At 37.6% G+C, this 16,927-nt stretch carries 15 protein-coding genes; 9 read left to right on the top strand and 6 right to left on the bottom strand.

Annotation, left to right across the window (positions count from 1 at the left end):
* Positions 1 to 95: 95 nt before the first annotated feature.
* Together VB691_RS14355 and VB691_RS14350 are read right to left on the bottom strand one after the other, a co-directional pair.
* Positions 96 to 341, bottom strand: a complete 246-nt coding sequence (locus VB691_RS14355) for a hypothetical protein (RefSeq protein WP_323292178.1) — start codon at positions 339 to 341, stop codon at positions 96 to 98.
* A 28-nt stretch (positions 342 to 369) separates the two neighbouring features.
* A complete protein-coding gene (locus VB691_RS14350) occupies positions 370 to 633 on the bottom strand; it encodes a DUF3146 family protein (protein WP_323292177.1) in 264 nt (87 codons plus the stop codon).
* Between the two features lie 106 nt (positions 634 to 739).
* Between VB691_RS14350 and VB691_RS14345 the strand changes: the two genes are divergently transcribed.
* Entirely contained in the window at positions 740 to 2,182 is a 1,443-nt protein-coding gene (locus VB691_RS14345) for a GTP-binding protein (RefSeq protein WP_323292176.1), read from the top strand.
* A 19-nt stretch (positions 2,183 to 2,201) separates the two neighbouring features.
* Here VB691_RS14345 and VB691_RS14340 read toward each other — a convergent pair whose 3' ends face one another.
* Complete coding sequence (locus VB691_RS14340) at positions 2,202 to 2,993, bottom strand: Crp/Fnr family transcriptional regulator (protein ID WP_323292175.1); 792 nt, start codon at positions 2,991 to 2,993, stop codon at positions 2,202 to 2,204.
* Between the two features lie 200 nt (positions 2,994 to 3,193).
* On the opposite strand from VB691_RS14340, the gene VB691_RS14335 reads away from it, so the two are divergent.
* The 5 genes from VB691_RS14335 (at position 3,194) to VB691_RS14315 (ending at position 7,342) form a co-directional block, all read left to right on the top strand.
* Positions 3,194 to 4,201 carry a sulfate ABC transporter substrate-binding protein gene (locus tag VB691_RS14335; protein ID WP_416245131.1) on the top strand — a complete coding sequence of 336 codons (1,008 nt, stop codon included), beginning with the start codon at positions 3,194 to 3,196 and terminating at the stop codon, positions 4,199 to 4,201.
* Positions 4,202 to 4,259: 58 nt separating this feature from the next.
* Positions 4,260 to 4,544 carry an NIL domain-containing protein gene (locus VB691_RS14330; protein ID WP_323292174.1) on the top strand — a complete coding sequence of 95 codons (285 nt, stop codon included), beginning with the start codon at positions 4,260 to 4,262 and terminating at the stop codon, positions 4,542 to 4,544.
* 30 nt (positions 4,545 to 4,574) lie between these two features.
* Positions 4,575 to 5,426, top strand: a complete 852-nt coding sequence (gene cysT, locus VB691_RS14325) for a sulfate ABC transporter permease subunit CysT (protein ID WP_323292173.1) — start codon at positions 4,575 to 4,577, stop codon at positions 5,424 to 5,426.
* A gap of 12 nt (positions 5,427 to 5,438) precedes the next feature.
* The gene (gene cysW / locus VB691_RS14320) at positions 5,439 to 6,263 is read left to right on the top strand and encodes a sulfate ABC transporter permease subunit CysW (protein WP_323292172.1); all 825 of its coding nucleotides are present in this window, start codon (positions 5,439 to 5,441) and stop codon (positions 6,261 to 6,263) included.
* Positions 6,264 to 6,334: 71 nt separating this feature from the next.
* Positions 6,335 to 7,342 carry a sulfate/molybdate ABC transporter ATP-binding protein gene (locus VB691_RS14315; protein WP_323292171.1) on the top strand — a complete coding sequence of 336 codons (1,008 nt, stop codon included), beginning with the start codon at positions 6,335 to 6,337 and terminating at the stop codon, positions 7,340 to 7,342.
* A gap of 186 nt (positions 7,343 to 7,528) precedes the next feature.
* On the opposite strand, the gene pyk is transcribed toward VB691_RS14315, so the two are convergent.
* Complete coding sequence (gene pyk / locus VB691_RS14310) at positions 7,529 to 8,953, bottom strand: pyruvate kinase (RefSeq protein WP_323292170.1); 1,425 nt, start codon at positions 8,951 to 8,953, stop codon at positions 7,529 to 7,531.
* Between the two features lie 159 nt (positions 8,954 to 9,112).
* On the opposite strand from pyk, the gene VB691_RS14305 reads away from it, so the two are divergent.
* A complete protein-coding gene (locus VB691_RS14305) occupies positions 9,113 to 9,766 on the top strand; it encodes a phosphatase PAP2 family protein (RefSeq protein ID WP_323292169.1) in 654 nt (217 codons plus the stop codon).
* A 14-nt stretch (positions 9,767 to 9,780) separates the two neighbouring features.
* Positions 9,781 to 11,607, top strand: coding sequence for a glycosyltransferase family 39 protein (locus VB691_RS14300; protein WP_323292211.1), 1,827 nt, complete (start codon positions 9,781 to 9,783; stop codon positions 11,605 to 11,607).
* A gap of 66 nt (positions 11,608 to 11,673) precedes the next feature.
* Here VB691_RS14300 and VB691_RS14295 read toward each other — a convergent pair whose 3' ends face one another.
* Complete coding sequence (locus VB691_RS14295; protein WP_323292168.1) at positions 11,674 to 12,876, bottom strand: chromate transporter; 1,203 nt, start codon at positions 12,874 to 12,876, stop codon at positions 11,674 to 11,676.
* Positions 12,877 to 12,894: 18 nt separating this feature from the next.
* Complete coding sequence (locus tag VB691_RS14290) at positions 12,895 to 13,722, bottom strand: class I SAM-dependent methyltransferase (protein ID WP_323292167.1); 828 nt, start codon at positions 13,720 to 13,722, stop codon at positions 12,895 to 12,897.
* Positions 13,723 to 13,848: 126 nt separating this feature from the next.
* Here VB691_RS14290 and VB691_RS14285 point away from each other — a divergent pair, with 126 nt between their 5' ends.
* Positions 13,849 to 16,920 carry an SUMF1/EgtB/PvdO family nonheme iron enzyme gene (locus VB691_RS14285; protein WP_323292166.1) on the top strand — a complete coding sequence of 1,024 codons (3,072 nt, stop codon included), beginning with the start codon at positions 13,849 to 13,851 and terminating at the stop codon, positions 16,918 to 16,920.
* Positions 16,921 to 16,927 lie beyond the last annotated feature (7 nt).

The following is a 16,927-nucleotide window of genomic DNA, read 5'->3' as shown; positions in this document are numbered from 1 at the left end:
TGAATAAAGCTACATCAGATATTACCTAGAATAATGAAGATTCATGTAATTTGGTGTAAGCGAAATCACAAGATAACAGCGATCATCGACAGACTTTAGGTGATTGCTTGGGTAATCAATTCTCTGGTTTGATGAATTTGGCTTTTGGGTTGTGTCCAAACAATCATCCAGCGATCGCCAGATCCGAGCATTTCGAGATCATTATCGATTCCTGGTTTACCGAGGGCTTTAATTATTAGCCTGGCCAGGATACATTGACTAGAGACTTGATCAATAACAACAGTGGTGATCACCCTATCAGTATCATTGATCGCTTCATGGACAATAGATTCAATTTTCATAATTTGCCAATTTAGTCAAGAAATCCCCCTAAAGTTGCGATCGCAAGGTAAATTCATAATCTCCCCCAGGCTCTAATTGATAGTCAGAGCGTTCTAAAAATCGTCCTAAAGGCTCATAAATTAACGCTCGTCCCAAGGAAGGTTGTACCAATAACCGTCCATGGCGAAAATGCCACTGAAACCGCCATTGATAGTTAGCGGCCGTCACTTCCCCTTCAATTTGGCCCCGTTGCCAAGACTGTTGGATAATGCGGACATAAGCGGTGGTTTCTGGTCGATGGTGAGAACTCACAATGGCTTTAATCCTTGATACCTTCAAGCTTTTAACATAGCAAATTCCTTTTATTTTGTCAGTTGATTAATAATAGAATCATAAACTTGTCAAAATCACGTTGAAAATGTCTGAGCCAATTTTTGATGATCAAGGTAATTTTCAAGACTTGGATGAAACCCTTCTAAGCTTTGAAGCTATTCAGGAAGAATTAAACTATAAACAGGCACAAGATACCCTGAGAAACTTGGTTAACAACCTAGATTTAACCACTCAAGAACAAGTAGGCCTAGAAATGGAATTAGATTACCTCACAGAAATGTTAGGGAAATTAGAGCAGTCGGTGGTACAAATTGCCGCTTTTGGTATGGTAGGAAGGGGAAAATCTTCGGTTTTAAATGGGTTATTAGGACAAGCTATTTTTGAAACTGGCCCCCTTCATGGGGTGACTCAAACTATTGATACTGCTCACTGGAAATTACAACCGGATCATAGTATAAAAGGGGTGCAAAGGTTAGCTTTATCAGGATGGGGAAATTCTCAAATTCAGTTAATTGATACCCCTGGCATTGATGAAGTGGATGGGGAAACAAGGGAAATTTTAGCCCGTCAAATGGCTAAACAAGTGGATTTAATTCTGTTTATTATTGCCGGGGATATGACTAAGGTAGAATTTGAGGCCTTATCTCAATTAAGAGAGGCAGGAAAACCCATTATTCTAGCTTTTAATAAAATTGATCAATATCCAGAAGCTGATCGCTTAGCGATTTATCAGAAAATTCGAGATGATCGTCTCAAAGAATTACTTTCCCCTGAAGAAATTGTTATGGTTGCAGCCTCCCCATTGGTGACAGAAATTACTCAGGATAAATCAGGTAAATTGCAATCAAAACGTCGTAGAGGAACCCCAGATATTGAACCGTTAAAACTTAAAATTCTGGAAATTTTACAGCGAGAAGGTAAATCTTTGGTTGCCTTAAATACGATGTTATATGCGGATGATGTGAATGAACAAATTGTGGCGCGAAAGTTAGAAATTAGGGAGGAAGCAGCTAATAAATTGATTCAAAAAGCAGTGATGACAAAAGCGATGGCGATCGCCTTAAATCCTGTGACGGTGATGGATTTATTAACAGGAGCGATCATAGATGTGGCAATGATTTTAGCTTTATCCCGTCTTTATGGGATTTCCATGACACAACAAGGAGCGATCGCTCTTTTACAAAAAATTGGGGTGAGTATGGGAGGCATTAGTGCGAGTGAATTTCTCACCTCTTTGGGCTTAAGTTCCCTCAAAGGAATGTTAGGGTTAGCTGCACCAGTTACGGGGGGATTTAGCCTGTTTCCTTATATGTCTGTTGCCATTACTCAAGGGGGTGTGGCCGGTGTGTCTTGTTATGCCATTGGACAGGTAACAAAACGTTATTTAGCGAATGGGGCAGCTTGGGGGCCAGATGGGCCGAAAGCAGCCGTTAAAAGCATTTTATTATCCTTAGATGAAACATCAATTTTAAACCGTATTAAATGGGAATTAGGAGCAAAATTGAGACGGGATAAATTGTTTCTTTGAAGCAAAATAAAAATGATTATCAACGCAATGGCCACCATGGCACTTTATCTCTTGTAGCACTATAAACTTCTTTAAGTGCTTCAGGGTCAATTACCCAGACAAAATCCGCTGATATTTCTGTATTTTTAGCAGGGGTAAGTAATCCCGCTTTTTGCATTCCTTTTAAGACTTGTTCAACGGTTCTTTGATTGAGTTGACAAGCACGGGCAATGATATCAATGGGCAAATCAAATTGATAGATTCCCTTCTCATTGGGTTGGTTTCCTAATTCCCTTTCTTGATAGATTAAAGCTCTTAATAAAGATGCAACTGCTTGGGGGGGATAGGTACTACAATTAAGCAAATGATATTGAAATTTTTGTCTTAATTCAAATAGTAAATGATACCGTTGGCGAAATTCCTCACTCTCTTGATAAAGGGTTTGAAGCGTCTCTAGGGGAATTTTCACGATATGGGTGGTTTTGTAGGCTTCGACCAAACTGGGAAACCCCTGTGCTGCTAACCCAAAGCTGAAAGGAAGACTGCGGATACCAAAACAACTCCCAGGATAGGTAATGGAAATAATGCGGTCTAGGGGCGCACTTCTGGCAATGACTAACCCCTCTCCTAAGATGACATATAGCCCATCGATATATTGATTAGGACGAAAGGCAGTATAGATAGGCCGATTAGAAAAGAGCTTTTCTTCTTTAATCAGACTAGGAGATAGATATTGCCCTAGCCATGTTTCTTCCATCCCCCTAAACAGAAAATTTTGCTCAATTAAGCATTTTAAGAGATTTAAGTCAGGCTTTGGGGTGGATTTTGCCATGATTACTTGCGATCGCTTATTATTTCACTTCTATCATGCCACAATTTACTTTAGACTCAGTTTGAGTTAAAAATGTATTTGAAATGTATTGAAATTTTTTTTGATTTCATGTAATATATTTTTAAGAAACAAGTGAAACACATCTACGACCAAAATAGGAGTTGTAAGCAATGGTAAGACCTTCGCGCTGTATCGGTTTTATGGGATTGGGAATCATGGTTAGTGGTGCGATCGCTGGTTGTTCAGTCCCTAGTCAAACAACTCAGGGAGATCAACCCATTAAAATCACCCTTGTTTCTTATGCAGTTACCCAGAGTGCCTATGAACAGATAATTCCGAAATTTACGAAGCAATGGCAGCAAAAAACGGGTAAAACCGTCATATTTGAGCAAAGTTATGGGGGTTCAGGTTCCCAGACTCGCGCCGTGATAGATGGCTTAGAAGCGGACGTTGTTGCCTTGGCCTTAGCCTTAGATACGAAAAAAATCGAAAAAGCAGGGTTAATCGATCCAGGATGGGAAACGGAACTACCCAATGATGCGATCGTTCATAAATCTGTGGTTGCCCTTGTGCCTCGTAATGATCAGATTAAAATTAGCGGTTGGTCTGATTTAGCTAAAGATAAGATTCAGGTAATAACAGCCAATCCCAAAACATCTGGGGGTGCGAGATGGAATTTCTTGGCATTATGGGGATCTGTGACACAAGGGGGTGGAAACCAGGAAAAAGCTCAGAAATTTGTGGAAAACGTCTTTAAAAATGTTCCGGTACTGCCGAAAGATGCTCGTGAGGCCAGCGATGTTTTTTATAAACAAGGTCAGGGAAATGTGCTGATAAATTATGAGAATGAGGTGATTTTAGCCAAACAAAAAGGTAACAATAGTAAATTTATTGTACCAACAGACTACAACATTTCTATTGATAATCCTGTGGCTGTGGTTGATGAAAATGTTGATAAACATGGTAATCGAGAAGTGGCTGAGGCCTTTGTACAATTTCTCTTTACTCCTGAAGCTCAAAGGGAATTTGCAAAAGTTGGTTTTCGTCCCGTCGATCCAACAGTTACCAAAGAATTTTCCCAACAATATCCGGCTATTAAAAATCTTTTTACAGTTAAAGATTTAGGGGGATGGACAAAAATTCAGGATGAATTTTTTGAAGATGGTGCAACCTTCGACAAAATGTTGTCAAAGATCAATAAAAAGTAAGATTGTTCTGTCTTACAATCTCATTATTTAGACTCTTTAATTGTGGAGAAAGTAAATTATGTCCTCTGAAATTGTGGAACAAAAAAGACAAATTGAACGGCGCATAAAAATTCAAATTCCCCCAGAATATCACCAAGACCCAATTATCTCTCAGTTAGCAACATTTTATCATCTCAAAATTAGTATTGTGGGAGCAATGTTAGGTCAAAATGGCAACGGAAGCGGCTGGTTTGATTTGGAACTTCAAGGGGAATATCAACAAATTGAAAATGCCCTACTTTCTCTTAGAGAAAACAACATCATCATCTGGGATGATTCTAACGAAGAATATGATGGCTGGTAATTTTTTATGATTTATCATCAGCAATCAAAAATGACAATTCAACCTGAAACAGTTCCTTTGAAACGAAGATTATTTTTTCCCTCTAAAATTTCCCTGCCTTGGATTATTACCCTTAGCTATCTGTTGATTCTTTTGGTAATTCCCACCATTGCTCTGATTAGTAAATCCTTAACCTTAGGACTTTCAGAATTTTGGAGAATTGCCACTGATCCTGTTGCTTTATCTGCTTATAACGTCACTTTTTTAACTGCTTTATTCGCTGGTTTGATTAACGGAGTGATGGGAACTTTAGTGGCTTGGGTATTAGTTCGCTATCAATTTACTGGCAAAAAATTGATTGATGCTTGTATTGATTTACCCTTCGCTTTACCCACTTCTGTCGCAGGTTTAGTGTTAGCAACAGTGTATAGTCAGGAGGGATGGATTGGTCAATTTTTTGCCCCATTTGGTATTAAAATTGCTTTTACTAGGTTAGGGGTTTTTGTTGCCATGTTGTTTATTTCTTTCCCCTTTATCGTAAGAACTTTACAGCCTGTTTTACAAGAAATAGAACCAGAATTAGAGGAAGCTGCTTGGAGTTTAGGGGCTAATCCCTGGCAGACTTTTTGGCGAGTTCTTTTGCCCCCTTTAATTCCCCCGATTTTAACAGGTGTTTCCCTAGGATTTGCCCGCGCTATTGGAGAATATGGCTCGGTGGTAATTGTTGCTTCTAATATTCCTTTTAATGATTTAATTGCCCCTGTTTTAATCTTTCAACGATTGGAACAATATGACTATGAAGGAGCAACGGTTATCGGCACAGTTCTGATGTTAGTTTCTTTGTTAATGTTGTTGGTCATTAATTGGCTGCAACAGTGGGGACAACGTTATCAAGTAAGATGAGGCTTAAAGAGCATGGAAGAAACTAAAACATCAGTGAGTAAATATGTTCCTTTTGTCTTGATTTTTGTGGCAATTACTTATCTTTTATTAGTCTTATTTATTCCGGCAGTAGCTGTATTTTATGAAGCATTACATAAAGGATTGGGCCCTTTTTTGGGGGCAATTCAAAAGACAGATTTTCTAGCATCGGTGCAATTAACTGTCATTATCGCCCTGATTGTCGTTCCCCTGAATACTGTTTTTGGACTCTGTGCGGCTTGGGTGTTGGCCCGTAAACGTTTTCCAGGACGTACCTTTTTAATTAGTATTATTGACCTACCTTTTTCCATTTCTCCTGTGGTTGCGGGTTTAATGTTGGTGTTAGTCTATGGTCGTAATGGTTGGTTTGGCCCATTTTTAGAGCAAATAGGGGTAAAAGTTATTTTTGCTTTACCTGGTATGGTTCTAGCTACTATTTTTGTAACCTTACCCTTTGTCGCTCGTGAAGTCATTCCCGTTTTAGAAGAAATGGGATCTGAGCAAGAAGAAGCTGCCAGAACCCTTGGGGCTACAGATTGGCAAATTTTCTGGCGTGTCACTCTCCCTAGTATTCGTTGGGGTTTACTCTATGGGGTATTACTGACCAATGGACGAGCAATGGGGGAATTTGGGGCGGTTGCAGTGGTATCAGGGAGTATTTTAGGGAAAACAGCTACATTGCCTATTTTTGTGGAATTGGCTTACAAAAATTATCAAACAGAAGCTGCCTTTGGTGCGGCGGTGATTCTTGCCCTTCTCGCCCTTGTCACCCTCATTTTCAAAGAAATTCTCTCACATCGCACAGGGGTGAGGGAGTGAGGAGAAAATGTGTTGATCACCCCATTACTAACACGAAGACATTTATCAATCTTAGTTCAAGGAATTAAATCATGAGTATTATTGTTAGTCAAGTCTCCAAAAAATTCGGTCAATTTCAAGCCCTGGATAACATTAATTTGGAGATTAAACCAGGTAAATTAGTGGCTTTATTAGGCCCTTCCGGTTCAGGCAAATCTACCCTTTTAAGAGCGATTGCCGGACTGGAACCCCCAGATACAGGATCAATTATTATTAATGGGAAAAATACCACTCATTTAGATATTCGTAAGCGCAATATTGGCTTTGTTTTTCAACATTATGCTCTGTTTAAACATTTAACAGTGCGTCAAAATATTTCCTTTGGTTTAGAATTACGAGGTCGTGTAAAAAAAGGGATTAAAGCTAAGGTCAATGAACTGTTAGAATTAATTCAATTAGAGGGACTCGGTGATCGCTATCCTGCCCAATTATCAGGGGGACAAAGACAAAGGGTAGCCTTAGCCAGAGCATTAGCTGTAGAACCCGAAGTTTTATTATTAGATGAACCTTTCGGGGCATTAGATGCTAAAGTCAGAAAAGAATTGCGGGCCTGGTTGCGCCGTCTTCATGATAATGTTCATGTTACCAGTGTTTTCGTCACCCATGACCAAGAAGAAGCCATGGCAGTTGCTGATGAAATTGTCGTCATGAACCAAGGAAGTATTGAACAGGTAGCAACTCCTGAAGAACTTTATGAACATCCTGCAACTCCATTTGTGATCAACTTTATTGGGGAAGTTAATGTCTTACCTGTAACCAGTAATTTACTCTCAAACTCTAGTCCTCGTAATAATATTTCAGAGATATTTGTACGTCCCCATGAACTCAGTCTTTCCCATCAAGAAGACGGTGAGGGGACTTGGGGAATTATTAAGAGAATTATTCATTTAGGATGGGAAATTCAAGCAGAAATTGAATTAGAAGATAGTCATGAAGTTGTCGCCCATCTTAGTCGAGAAAAATTTGATCAGTTGAATCTTAAAACCCAGGAAAAAGTTTTCGTTAAGCCTAGTAAAATGCGTTTTTTTCAGATGCACTAATGTTATAGTAAATCCGGTTATCAAAGTAGAGACGTTGCCTGCAACGTCTCTACGGAGTTTTGTCGGTTTTAATAACTCTACTTTGTAAGGCAGATTTGGTATTAGGGAATGGGAAAAGAAAAATGTCCTAACTTTACAGCAGTGGGGGCAATTCATGAATTGCCCCTACATAAATTAATTGGTATACTATTCCCCAATGGTATGAATTTTCAAAAAGTTGGTTCCCTTAGCTTTTTTAGTAGGAATACCGGCCATGATTAAAATTTTATCTCCTGGTAAAACTAAATCTTTCTGAATTAAACAATTTTCTGCTTGGTTAACTAATTGTTCAAAGGAATCAACTTCATCATTAATTAGCATCGGAATTACTCCCCAAATTAAATTTAAACGATGATAAACTTTGACATGAGGAGTAATAGCAATAACGGGAACGGATGGTCGTTCTTTTGAGGCAATTAATGCCGTATATCCTGATGTGGTAAAGGCGACTATATAGCGTAAATCTAACGTTTTGTCAATAACATTTAAGGCTTCACTTAAAGCGCGAGTTTCATCTTTATCCGATGGGGGAAGATTAGGAAATTGGAGATCTTTTTCCACTTCTTTAGCAATTTTTGCTAACATTTCTACGGCTTTAATTGGATAATCTCCTACTGCAGATTCACCTGATAACATGACAGCATCTGTCCCATCAATAATCGCATTTGCAACATCACTTGCTTCTGCACGAGTCGGACGAGGATTATTAATCATACTATCAAGCATTTGTGTTGCAGTAATCACAGGTTTACCCCGAAAATTACACAATTTAATCATTCTTTTTTGCAAAATAGGCACTTTTTCTGGACTCATTTCTACACCTAAATCCCCTCGTGCTACCATTAATCCATCACATTCATCCACAATTTCTGCTAGGTTTTCAATGGCTTGAGGTTTTTCAATTTTAGCAATTACAGGCACATCAGAATGACCTTTTTCTATCAATAAATTTTTGAGGGTGCGAATGTCTTCAGCTTTGCGAACAAAACTCAAAGATACCCAATCAATACCTTGAGATAAGCCAAAATCTAAATCTTTTTTATCCTTTTCTGTCATGGAAGGAAGACGCAAATCTAAACTAGGAAGATTAACCCCTTTGCGACTTTTTAAGATACCTCCCTCAACAATTTTACAGATAACAGAATATCCTTTAATTTCTTGGATTTGTAACTCTAATAAGCCATCATCTAAGAGAATTTGCGCCCCTAATTGTGCTTCTTCTGCTAAATAAGGATAATCAAGGGAAACCGTGTTAGGTTGGTTATGATATTCCGCAATGGGAACTAAAGTTAAAGAGTCTCCGTCTTTAAGGAATATTTGACCATTGGATAACTGCCCAATCCGAATTTTTGGCCCTTGTAAATCTTGTAATAATGTAATAGGAGTTTCTAATTCTTGGGAAACAGACCGAATTAACTTGATGATGCGTTCATGATCATCATAACTGCCATGGGAAAAGTTTAAACGGGCCACATTCATGCCCGCGTTGATCATTTTCTTGAGAATTTCGGAGGAACTACTTGCAGGGCCAATGGTTGCAACAATTTTGGTACGGTGCATTAACTGTTTCATTACTTTATCTTATGAGAATTATTTAATTAGTTGATGTTTCAGAGGTTTATCTTAGCTTTCTTACAATATAGTCAGTTTAGGTTAAATTTAGATAAAGCCGTTTTCAAAGTCCAGTGCTATTATATGATGATACCTATTATTTTTTAATCTCCTAAAACTATGAAGCTGAAACTGAGACAATATCCGTTAGATAAAATCAATAAAAATTTATTCTTTTTTATTGTTATTTTACTATTGTTTATTTGGCTGACAGCAGAAGTTGTTTCAGGGAATTTAGATGGTTGGGATAGAAATTTTTTAGATTGGGTTCGCCACTTTCATCATCCTAGTTTAATGATACTTGCTAGGGTATCTTATTTTTTGGGAGAAGCGGAAGTTGTCGTCTTTATTGTAATTGGTATTTTAGCTTTTTTATGCTGGAAACGCTATTGGAAAGAAGCCCAAGTTTTGGCAATATCAGCCCTAGGGGTGTTATTATTAATTGACAAGATTTTGAAGCCTTGGTTTGGGCGGATTCGTCCCGCTCCAGGGGTGATTGATGTTCATGGAAAAAGCTTTCCCAGTGGCCATCTTTCTGGGAATTTTATGCTTTATTTGTATCTTTCCTATTTAGTTTCTTTTTATTTTCCTAAATGGGGTATTTATTTCTATATTGCTTCGACAATTTTAGTTTCCATGATGGGTTGGGCCAGTATTTACTTAAATATTCATTGGTTTACCGATTTAATTGGAGGGTTATGTATCGGATATCTAGGATTTATCTTTTGCGTAACTTTGTTAAAACTTATTAGTAAAAAATATCGTAACTCTTAAATGATTTTCTCATGATGAATAAAGTAAATTTAGAACAAGATAAAAATATGGGTCTTAATTTCTGGGAAAAAAATCTCAAAACCCTCTGGATTTTTTCGGCTTTGTGGTTATTATTAATTAGTTTTGTGGCTTTTCTTGCCAATTTAGGCAGCATTGGGTTAATGGATAAAACCGAACCAATGTTTGTGGAAGCGGCCCGTCAAATGGTCATTACAGGAGACTGGGTAACACCCTATTGGAATGGAGAAACGCGCTTTGATAAACCCCCATTAACTTATTGGTTAGTAGGGCTATCTTTTAAGGTATTTGGTATTAATGAATGGGGGGCAAGAATTCCCTCAGCCTTAGCCGCGATCGCTGTGGTAATTTTGGGTTTTTATACGTTAAGATATTTTGGCTTTTCCCGTGCCAATGAAACCCAAAATTCTGATAAAAAGTTGTGGTTTTCTGCCTTGATTGGAGCCGCAATTATCGCCTTAAATCCTTTTTGGATTGCCTGGGGAAGAACTGGAGTTTCTGATATGTTTCTATCCAGTGGAATTGCACTATCTTTGTTATCTTTTTTCTTAGGATATGGCTATTCAGAAACAAATTCTAAGCAGTATTTAGGGCTATCAATTGGCAGATGGTGGTATATAGGATTTTGGGTATTTATGGCTTTAGGTGTATTAGCTAAAGGCCCTGTTGCTCTGGTTTTACCTGGTATTACTGTTATTATTTTTCTTCTTTATGTAGGGCGGTTTATTGAAGTTGTAAAAGAAACACCTTGGCTATTAGGAATTAGCAGTTTTTTATTAATATCAGTTCCTTGGTTTATTTTAGTTACATTAGCCCATGGACAAGAGTATATTGATACATTTTTTGGCTTACATAATGTACAACGATTTACCAGTGTTGTTAGTCGTCATCCTGGGGCTTGGTATTATTATCTTCCTGTGATATTAGTGGGGTTAGTACCTTGGTCAATTTATTTACCTTTAGCAATTGCTAATTTAAGGGTTTGGCAGCGACAAAAATGGGTTAATTCTCCCCGTTCAACTCATTTGGGAATCTTTTGTCTCTGTTGGTTTTTAGTAATTCTTATATTCTTCTCTAGTTCGGTTACAAAATTAGCAGGTTATGTGCTTCCTTTAATTCCCGCAGGAGCAATTATTATCACTTTATTTTGGAGCGAAAAAGTCGAGAATAAGCAAGAAGAGTCAGGTATTTGGCCCTTATTATTCTGGTTAAGTGGACTTGCTAATATTGGGATTTTAATGGGACTTGGTGCTGCTAGTTTTATGAGTTCTCAACTCATTGGGGAAGATATAATGATGCCCCAATTTAAGGAGTTATTGCAAGCTTCAAACCTAGCAATGAAAGGGGGAATTATTTGGTCATTTGCTGGATTTAGTGCCTTATTTTTACTCTTTTTCCGTAACTATCGCCGTTGGTTATGGGTAGCAAATTTAGTTGGGTTTATGGCATTTTTTACTTGGGTTGGTTTACCTGTTGCCAAAATTATTGATAATCAAAGACAACTCCCTTTAAGAGAACTTTCAGAGATGGTAAAAGTAGAAAGACAACCAGGGGAAAAACTTGTATTTTTAGGTTTTATGCGTCCTACTTTAGTATTTTATACCCAAGAAGTTGTAGATTCAGTTACAGAGGCAGACATTGATAACGGGCCAGCTTTTGAGTATTTTAAAAAGACAGATGGCCCTGCTACGGTGTTGATTATTAGTGAAGACAAATATCTCAATAAATTACGTTTAACCAATTCTGATTATGAGGTTATTCGTCAAGAAGGGGCTTTTAAATTAATTCGGATTAATAAGCAAACAATTATCAATAAGAATTGATAGTAAACATCAACAAAACCCTGTAGGGGCAATTCATGAATTGTCTCTACTAAATTTATTGATTGTTTATCCCAACCATTGCCCAATTAAACCGACTGCTCCCCCACCTAAAATAAGCAACACAGAATTAACCCGAAAATGTAATAAAGCTACAGCACTTAATAGGGCTAAGATAATCGTTAAACTGTCAATAATAGCTGCATTGGCTAATGTGTAAGTAACCACTGCCATTAACCCCAAAGAAGCAGCATTAACCCCATCTAAAAAACCGCTTGTCCAAGCAGACTGACGCAATTTATCGACCCAAGGATTAATGATTGCTACGAAAATAAAAGAAGGAATAAAAATGCCAATTGTTGCTGCGATCGCCCCGGCATTTCCTGCTAATATATAACCAACAAAAGTGGCTGTGGTAAATACGGGGCCAGGAGTTATTTGACCAATGGCCACAGCATCAAGCAACTGCTGTTCTTGTAACCATCCTGTTCTTTCTACTAAGTCTCTTTGTAAAAAAGCTAATAAAACATAACCACTTCCATATAAAACCGACCCAATTTTTAGAAAAAATAGAAAAATTCGCCACCAATTTGCTGAGTATTCTGGGGTAGAATTAACTTGTGCTATCAGCGAAGAAAATGGAAATAAAAAGAATCCTATAGTCTGATTTTTTTGCCAATTTTTTACCATCATTACCCATAAACCAGATAATAATAATAATAATAATTCGTTGATTCCTAAACCAAATGCAGAGATTACAAACATTCCTGCGATCGCAGTAGGAATATTTTTAATAGCTTTACGTCCTAGTTTCCATAAAGCTTGTAGAACAATGATAATAATAACAGGTTTAATGCCATATAGTAACCATTCTACCTGGGGAATACTTTGATAACGAACATAAATAATTGCCAGAAACCAAACTAATAGAAAAGCTGGCAAAATAAAGCATAATCCTGCAATTATCAAACCCCATAAACCGCCCCATTCATAACCAATATGAATGGCTAATTCTGTGGAATTAGGGCCAGGAATTAAGTTAGTAATTCCTAATAAGTCTAACATTTTTTCACGGGTTAGCCACTGACGACGTTTAACGATTTCGTCTTCCATCATTGCAATATGAGCGACTGGCCCTCCAAAAGCAATTAATCCTAGTTGAAGAAATACAACAGCTAGTTCTTTTAATCGTTGTTGTTTCTGTTGAAAATTTAACTGATTATAGGGAGTAGTTTGAGAAGTTAATGAATTGGGTTCTATTTCTTGTGACATAATATTAAATTCCTGTTACTAAAACTTTTTTTTGTTTAAATGAAAAGAAGATAGATAAGAAAGTTTGATTTTTTCTCCGCAGGTTTTTTCAAGTATTTTTTTCAAGTCTAAAAATAAATCATTCTTCAGTTGTTTTTCTAATTGTAAATAGGGAGAATAAGTGTTTAAGAGCAGCAAATAATCATCAATGCTATAGTTAACTTCGGTGTTAAATATTTCTGTGATTACGTTTTCAAATTTTCCTGAGTCAATACTCATTTCTCCTAACTGTTTTAAAATGTTTTCTTGGGTTTCTCTATCTTCATAACGCTTTAAAGAAGGATCATCTTTTTGATAAATATTAGCTAAATTTTGGTAAACTTCATAATCAGGTTGAAGTTCTTTATTCCATAGTAAAAGTAAGTAACCATCGTCTTTTAAACTTGCAAAAGCTTTTGTATATACTATCTCTGGTGGTATCCAATGAAAAGAACTTGCACCTAAGACAATATCAAATGTTTTCGGTTCTAATTTCCATTCTTCAAATGATGTATTTTTAATGATTACATTAGGATAAGATTTACAGTTTTTTTGCGCTAATTTACAAAAATCTAGATTAGGTTCAAGACATAAAATTGAGCAACCTAATTTCGCAAAGGGGACGGTTGCAATTCCTGGGCCGCAACCAATTTCAAGTATTCTAGTATTAGAAGTAATCTGAGTTAATTCAACAACTCTATCAATTAATTTTTGAGGATAACGGGGCCTCACTTTATTATAAGCTTCTGCTGCGGGAGAATACCAGGTGCTTCGTTCCCCTAAGTCTTTACTATACCAGTCTTTTAATTGTTCTTTTAAGTCTTTCATCAGAGTCAAGTTTTTGCTTCTCATTATAAATTATAATAAACTTTATTGAAGTAGGGGTCAACGGCCGTTCAACCCTACAATAAATAATGATTGTTCATGATGATGATTTAATTACTTATATAGTCAATGTCAGAAAATAACCCGAACCCTCAACCTACACAACCGTCTTCACGACAAGAAGCTAGAAAAAAAAGAGTTCAAGAGGTCTTAAAATTCTTAAAACTATTAGGTTTTCCGACTTCTGTTGGTGGAGTAGCAGGAACAATTATTTTAATCAAAAATGGTCAATATGAATTAGCAATTATTACTATTTTAGTGAGCATTTTAGCCCTAGTTATCGCTATATTTGGCAAGTTTATTTCACGGGTAATAAATCTCACCTTAGACTCAATTGAAACAGAATTAGAGAATTTAGAAGAACCTCTAGCTAACTGGATATTTAAGCTATTAAAAACCTTCTCTATCAAACTATGGTGGCAGTTAAACCCCAGTTTTCAACGTAAATATTATGATAGTTTAATTGATAGCTTTCGGGAATTAAAAATAGAAGGTTTTCGCATTGGTTTACCTGCACTTGATTTAGAAAATGTTTTTGTTTCTTTGCGAGTTAAAACCGGAACCCCTGATAATATTCATGGGATAATTATTCCCTCTCAAATAGATAACGGTGATCGCCAAATTTGGGATTTTTTAAGCAATATTAAGCAATTTTCAGCCTATCGTCGTCTCGCTGTAATTGGGGCCCCTGGTTCGGGAAAAACTACTTTATTAAAGCATTTAACCCTAACTTATGCGAAACAACAACATCAAGAATACAATGCACCAAAATTTATCCCCATTCTCTTATATTTGCGGAATATTCGTCATCAAATCGCAACAGAAAACCCTCCCAAATTGCCCCAATTGATTCGAGAACATATCCAAAAATTGCCGGCCGATCCCCCCCTCATTTTGCCCCCAAACTGGCTGGAAGACCAGTTAAAATTGGGTAAATGTTTGGTGATGTTGGACGGACTTGATGAGGTTGCTGATAGCATTGAACGGGAAAAAGTCAGTCAATGGGTTAATCAGCAAATGACTGTTTATCGGACAACTGTTTTTATCCTCACTTCCCGACCTCATGGTTATTTGAGTAACCCTGTGGAACGAGTGGGAACGGTTTTAGAAGTGCTTCCTTTTAACTCTCAACAGGTTAGGGACTTTATTATCAGTTTGTATCGGCAAAATGAGATTATGAGGACGGGAAGAACGTCACCGGCCGTACTTTCTGAAGCTGAAAAATTAGCTAATGATTTAATCACACGCATTGAGGATAATCCGGCGATCGCAGCTATGGCCAAGAATCCTTTATTAGTAACTATGATAGCAACGGTTCACTATTGCGGTAGTGCATTACCTGGCCGTCGGGTAGAACTTTATCAAAAAATTTGTGATTTACTGTTAGGAACGCGACAACAAGCAAAGAATATAAAAGTCCTTTTAACAGGAGAACAAAATAAGTCGGTTTTACAAGTTTTAGCCCTCTCTTTAATGCAAAATAAAACCCGTGAATTTACTCCCATTCAAGGACAAGAAATAATTCAAACGGAACTGGAACGAGTCGCTGGAAATGTTTTAAGTTCTCAACAATTTTTCAAACAAATTAAAGAGGTTAGCGGTTTATTAGTAGAGAAAGAAATCGGACTATTTGAATTTGCTCACTTGAGTTTTCAAGAATATTTAGCCGCAGCCCAAATTAAGGAATTACAACAAGAAAATATTCTATTTGAGAATTTTCAAGATCCTTGGTGGGCTGAAACTATTCGTCTTTATGTTGCCCAAAGTGATGCTACTTATCTGATTCAAAAAGCGATAGAAAATCCCACGATTTATACTTTAAGTCTGGCTTTAGATTGTGAAGAACAAAGTTTAAAGGTTGACCCCGCAACCAGACAACAACTAGACAGAATGTTAGAACAGGGTTTAGAATCTTCTGACCCAAAAATTGCCACCTTAGCAGCAGAAGTTAAGTTATGGCGGCGCATCAATAATTTATTAGCAATAGACGAAGACCTAGAAATTGATACTACCTATATTACCCGTGCTGAATATCAACTATTTGTAGACCAACGGTTAAATTCTGAGGAACATTTTCCGTCGGGAACTGCTAAACAACCAATTACACAAGTTAGTTGGTACAATGCGATGCTTTTTTGTGCTTGGTTGAGTGCCAAAGCGTTATCCCTGACTCAAGCTCATTCTACAGACACTACTGTATTTTATTACCGATTGCCGACCCTGACAGAAACCGAAAACTATTGCGCTAGAGAAGATGCAAACTTAGGTTGTTGGACATTGGGGGATAGTGATAGTCAAGACAAGGGTATTCGGGTGGTAAAAACCAAAATACAGCCCTCTGTGTTTGAATTTGATGTCATCACGGTTAACAGTCAAGGGCAGGAAATTAAACGGCAACGCAGCGCGGCTCCCTATGAGACTGAAAATTTGGGCAACGATGTCACCTTAGCTATGGTTTATATTCCTGGGGGGACATTTATGATGGGTTCTCCTGAAAATGAGCAAGATTCGCGCAAATATGAACTTCCTCAACATCAAGTCACTGTCCCGCCTTTCTTCATGGGTAAATATCCTGTAACTCAAGGGCAATGGAAGGCAATCGCTTTGAGAACAGATTTGAAAGTCAAGATAGATTTGAAGCCCAACCCCTCACGCTTTACAGGGGATGATACACCTGTAGAAACGGTTAATTGGGATGAAGCCGTAGAATTTTGTCAGCGACTCTCTAAACTAACGGGAAAGGATTATCAACTCGCTTCTGAAGCCCAATGGGAATACGCTTGTCGTGGGGGGACAAACACCTCCTTCCATTTTGGGGCAACCATTACAAAAGCATTAGCAAATTACAATGCTCAAGAAACTACCCCTGTTGGTCAATTTCCTCCTAATGCTTTCGGTTTATACGATATGCACGGCAATGTTTGGGAATGGTGTGCTGATGACTGGCATGAAGATTATCAGGGTGCGCCCACTGATGGAAGTGTCTGGCTTAAAAATGACAAAACTACTACAAAAGTAATACGCGGCGGTTCGTACAACGATGATCCGCGCTACTGCCGTTCGGCTTACCGCGACAACTTCAACGCGCGTCACCACAGCTACGGTTTGCGTGTTGTGTGCGGTCTTCCCAGGTCTTCTTAGCCCTTTG

Origin of the sequence: Crocosphaera sp. XPORK-15E (assembly GCF_034931425.1) — a bacterium.
Classification (GTDB): domain Bacteria; phylum Cyanobacteriota; class Cyanobacteriia; order Cyanobacteriales; family Microcystaceae; genus UHCC-0190.
Note: the sequence above shows the minus strand (reverse complement) of the source record. Positions and strands in the feature narration are given on the sequence as shown.

Excerpts from the sequence above, each read along its gene's own strand:
- VB691_RS14355 (WP_323292178.1), bottom strand. The coding sequence starts at position 341 with ATGAAAATTGAATCTATTGTCCATGAAGCGATCAATGATACTGATAGG.
- VB691_RS14345 (WP_323292176.1), top strand. The coding sequence starts at position 740 with ATGTCTGAGCCAATTTTTGATGATCAAGGTAATTTTCAAGACTTGGAT.
- VB691_RS14340 (WP_323292175.1), bottom strand. The coding sequence starts at position 2,993 with ATGGCAAAATCCACCCCAAAGCCTGACTTAAATCTCTTAAAATGCTTA.
- VB691_RS14335 (WP_416245131.1), top strand. The coding sequence starts at position 3,194 with ATGGGATTGGGAATCATGGTTAGTGGTGCGATCGCTGGTTGTTCAGTC.
- VB691_RS14330 (WP_323292174.1), top strand. The coding sequence starts at position 4,260 with ATGTCCTCTGAAATTGTGGAACAAAAAAGACAAATTGAACGGCGCATA.
- cysT (WP_323292173.1), top strand. The coding sequence starts at position 4,575 with ATGACAATTCAACCTGAAACAGTTCCTTTGAAACGAAGATTATTTTTT.
- cysW (WP_323292172.1), top strand. The coding sequence starts at position 5,439 with ATGGAAGAAACTAAAACATCAGTGAGTAAATATGTTCCTTTTGTCTTG.
- VB691_RS14315 (WP_323292171.1), top strand. The coding sequence starts at position 6,335 with ATGAGTATTATTGTTAGTCAAGTCTCCAAAAAATTCGGTCAATTTCAA.
- pyk (WP_323292170.1), bottom strand. The coding sequence starts at position 8,953 with ATGAAACAGTTAATGCACCGTACCAAAATTGTTGCAACCATTGGCCCT.
- VB691_RS14305 (WP_323292169.1), top strand. The coding sequence starts at position 9,113 with ATGAAGCTGAAACTGAGACAATATCCGTTAGATAAAATCAATAAAAAT.
- VB691_RS14300 (WP_323292211.1), top strand. The coding sequence starts at position 9,781 with ATGAATAAAGTAAATTTAGAACAAGATAAAAATATGGGTCTTAATTTC.
- VB691_RS14295 (WP_323292168.1), bottom strand. The coding sequence starts at position 12,876 with ATGTCACAAGAAATAGAACCCAATTCATTAACTTCTCAAACTACTCCC.
- VB691_RS14290 (WP_323292167.1), bottom strand. The coding sequence starts at position 13,722 with ATGAAAGACTTAAAAGAACAATTAAAAGACTGGTATAGTAAAGACTTA.
- VB691_RS14285 (WP_323292166.1), top strand. The coding sequence starts at position 13,849 with ATGTCAGAAAATAACCCGAACCCTCAACCTACACAACCGTCTTCACGA.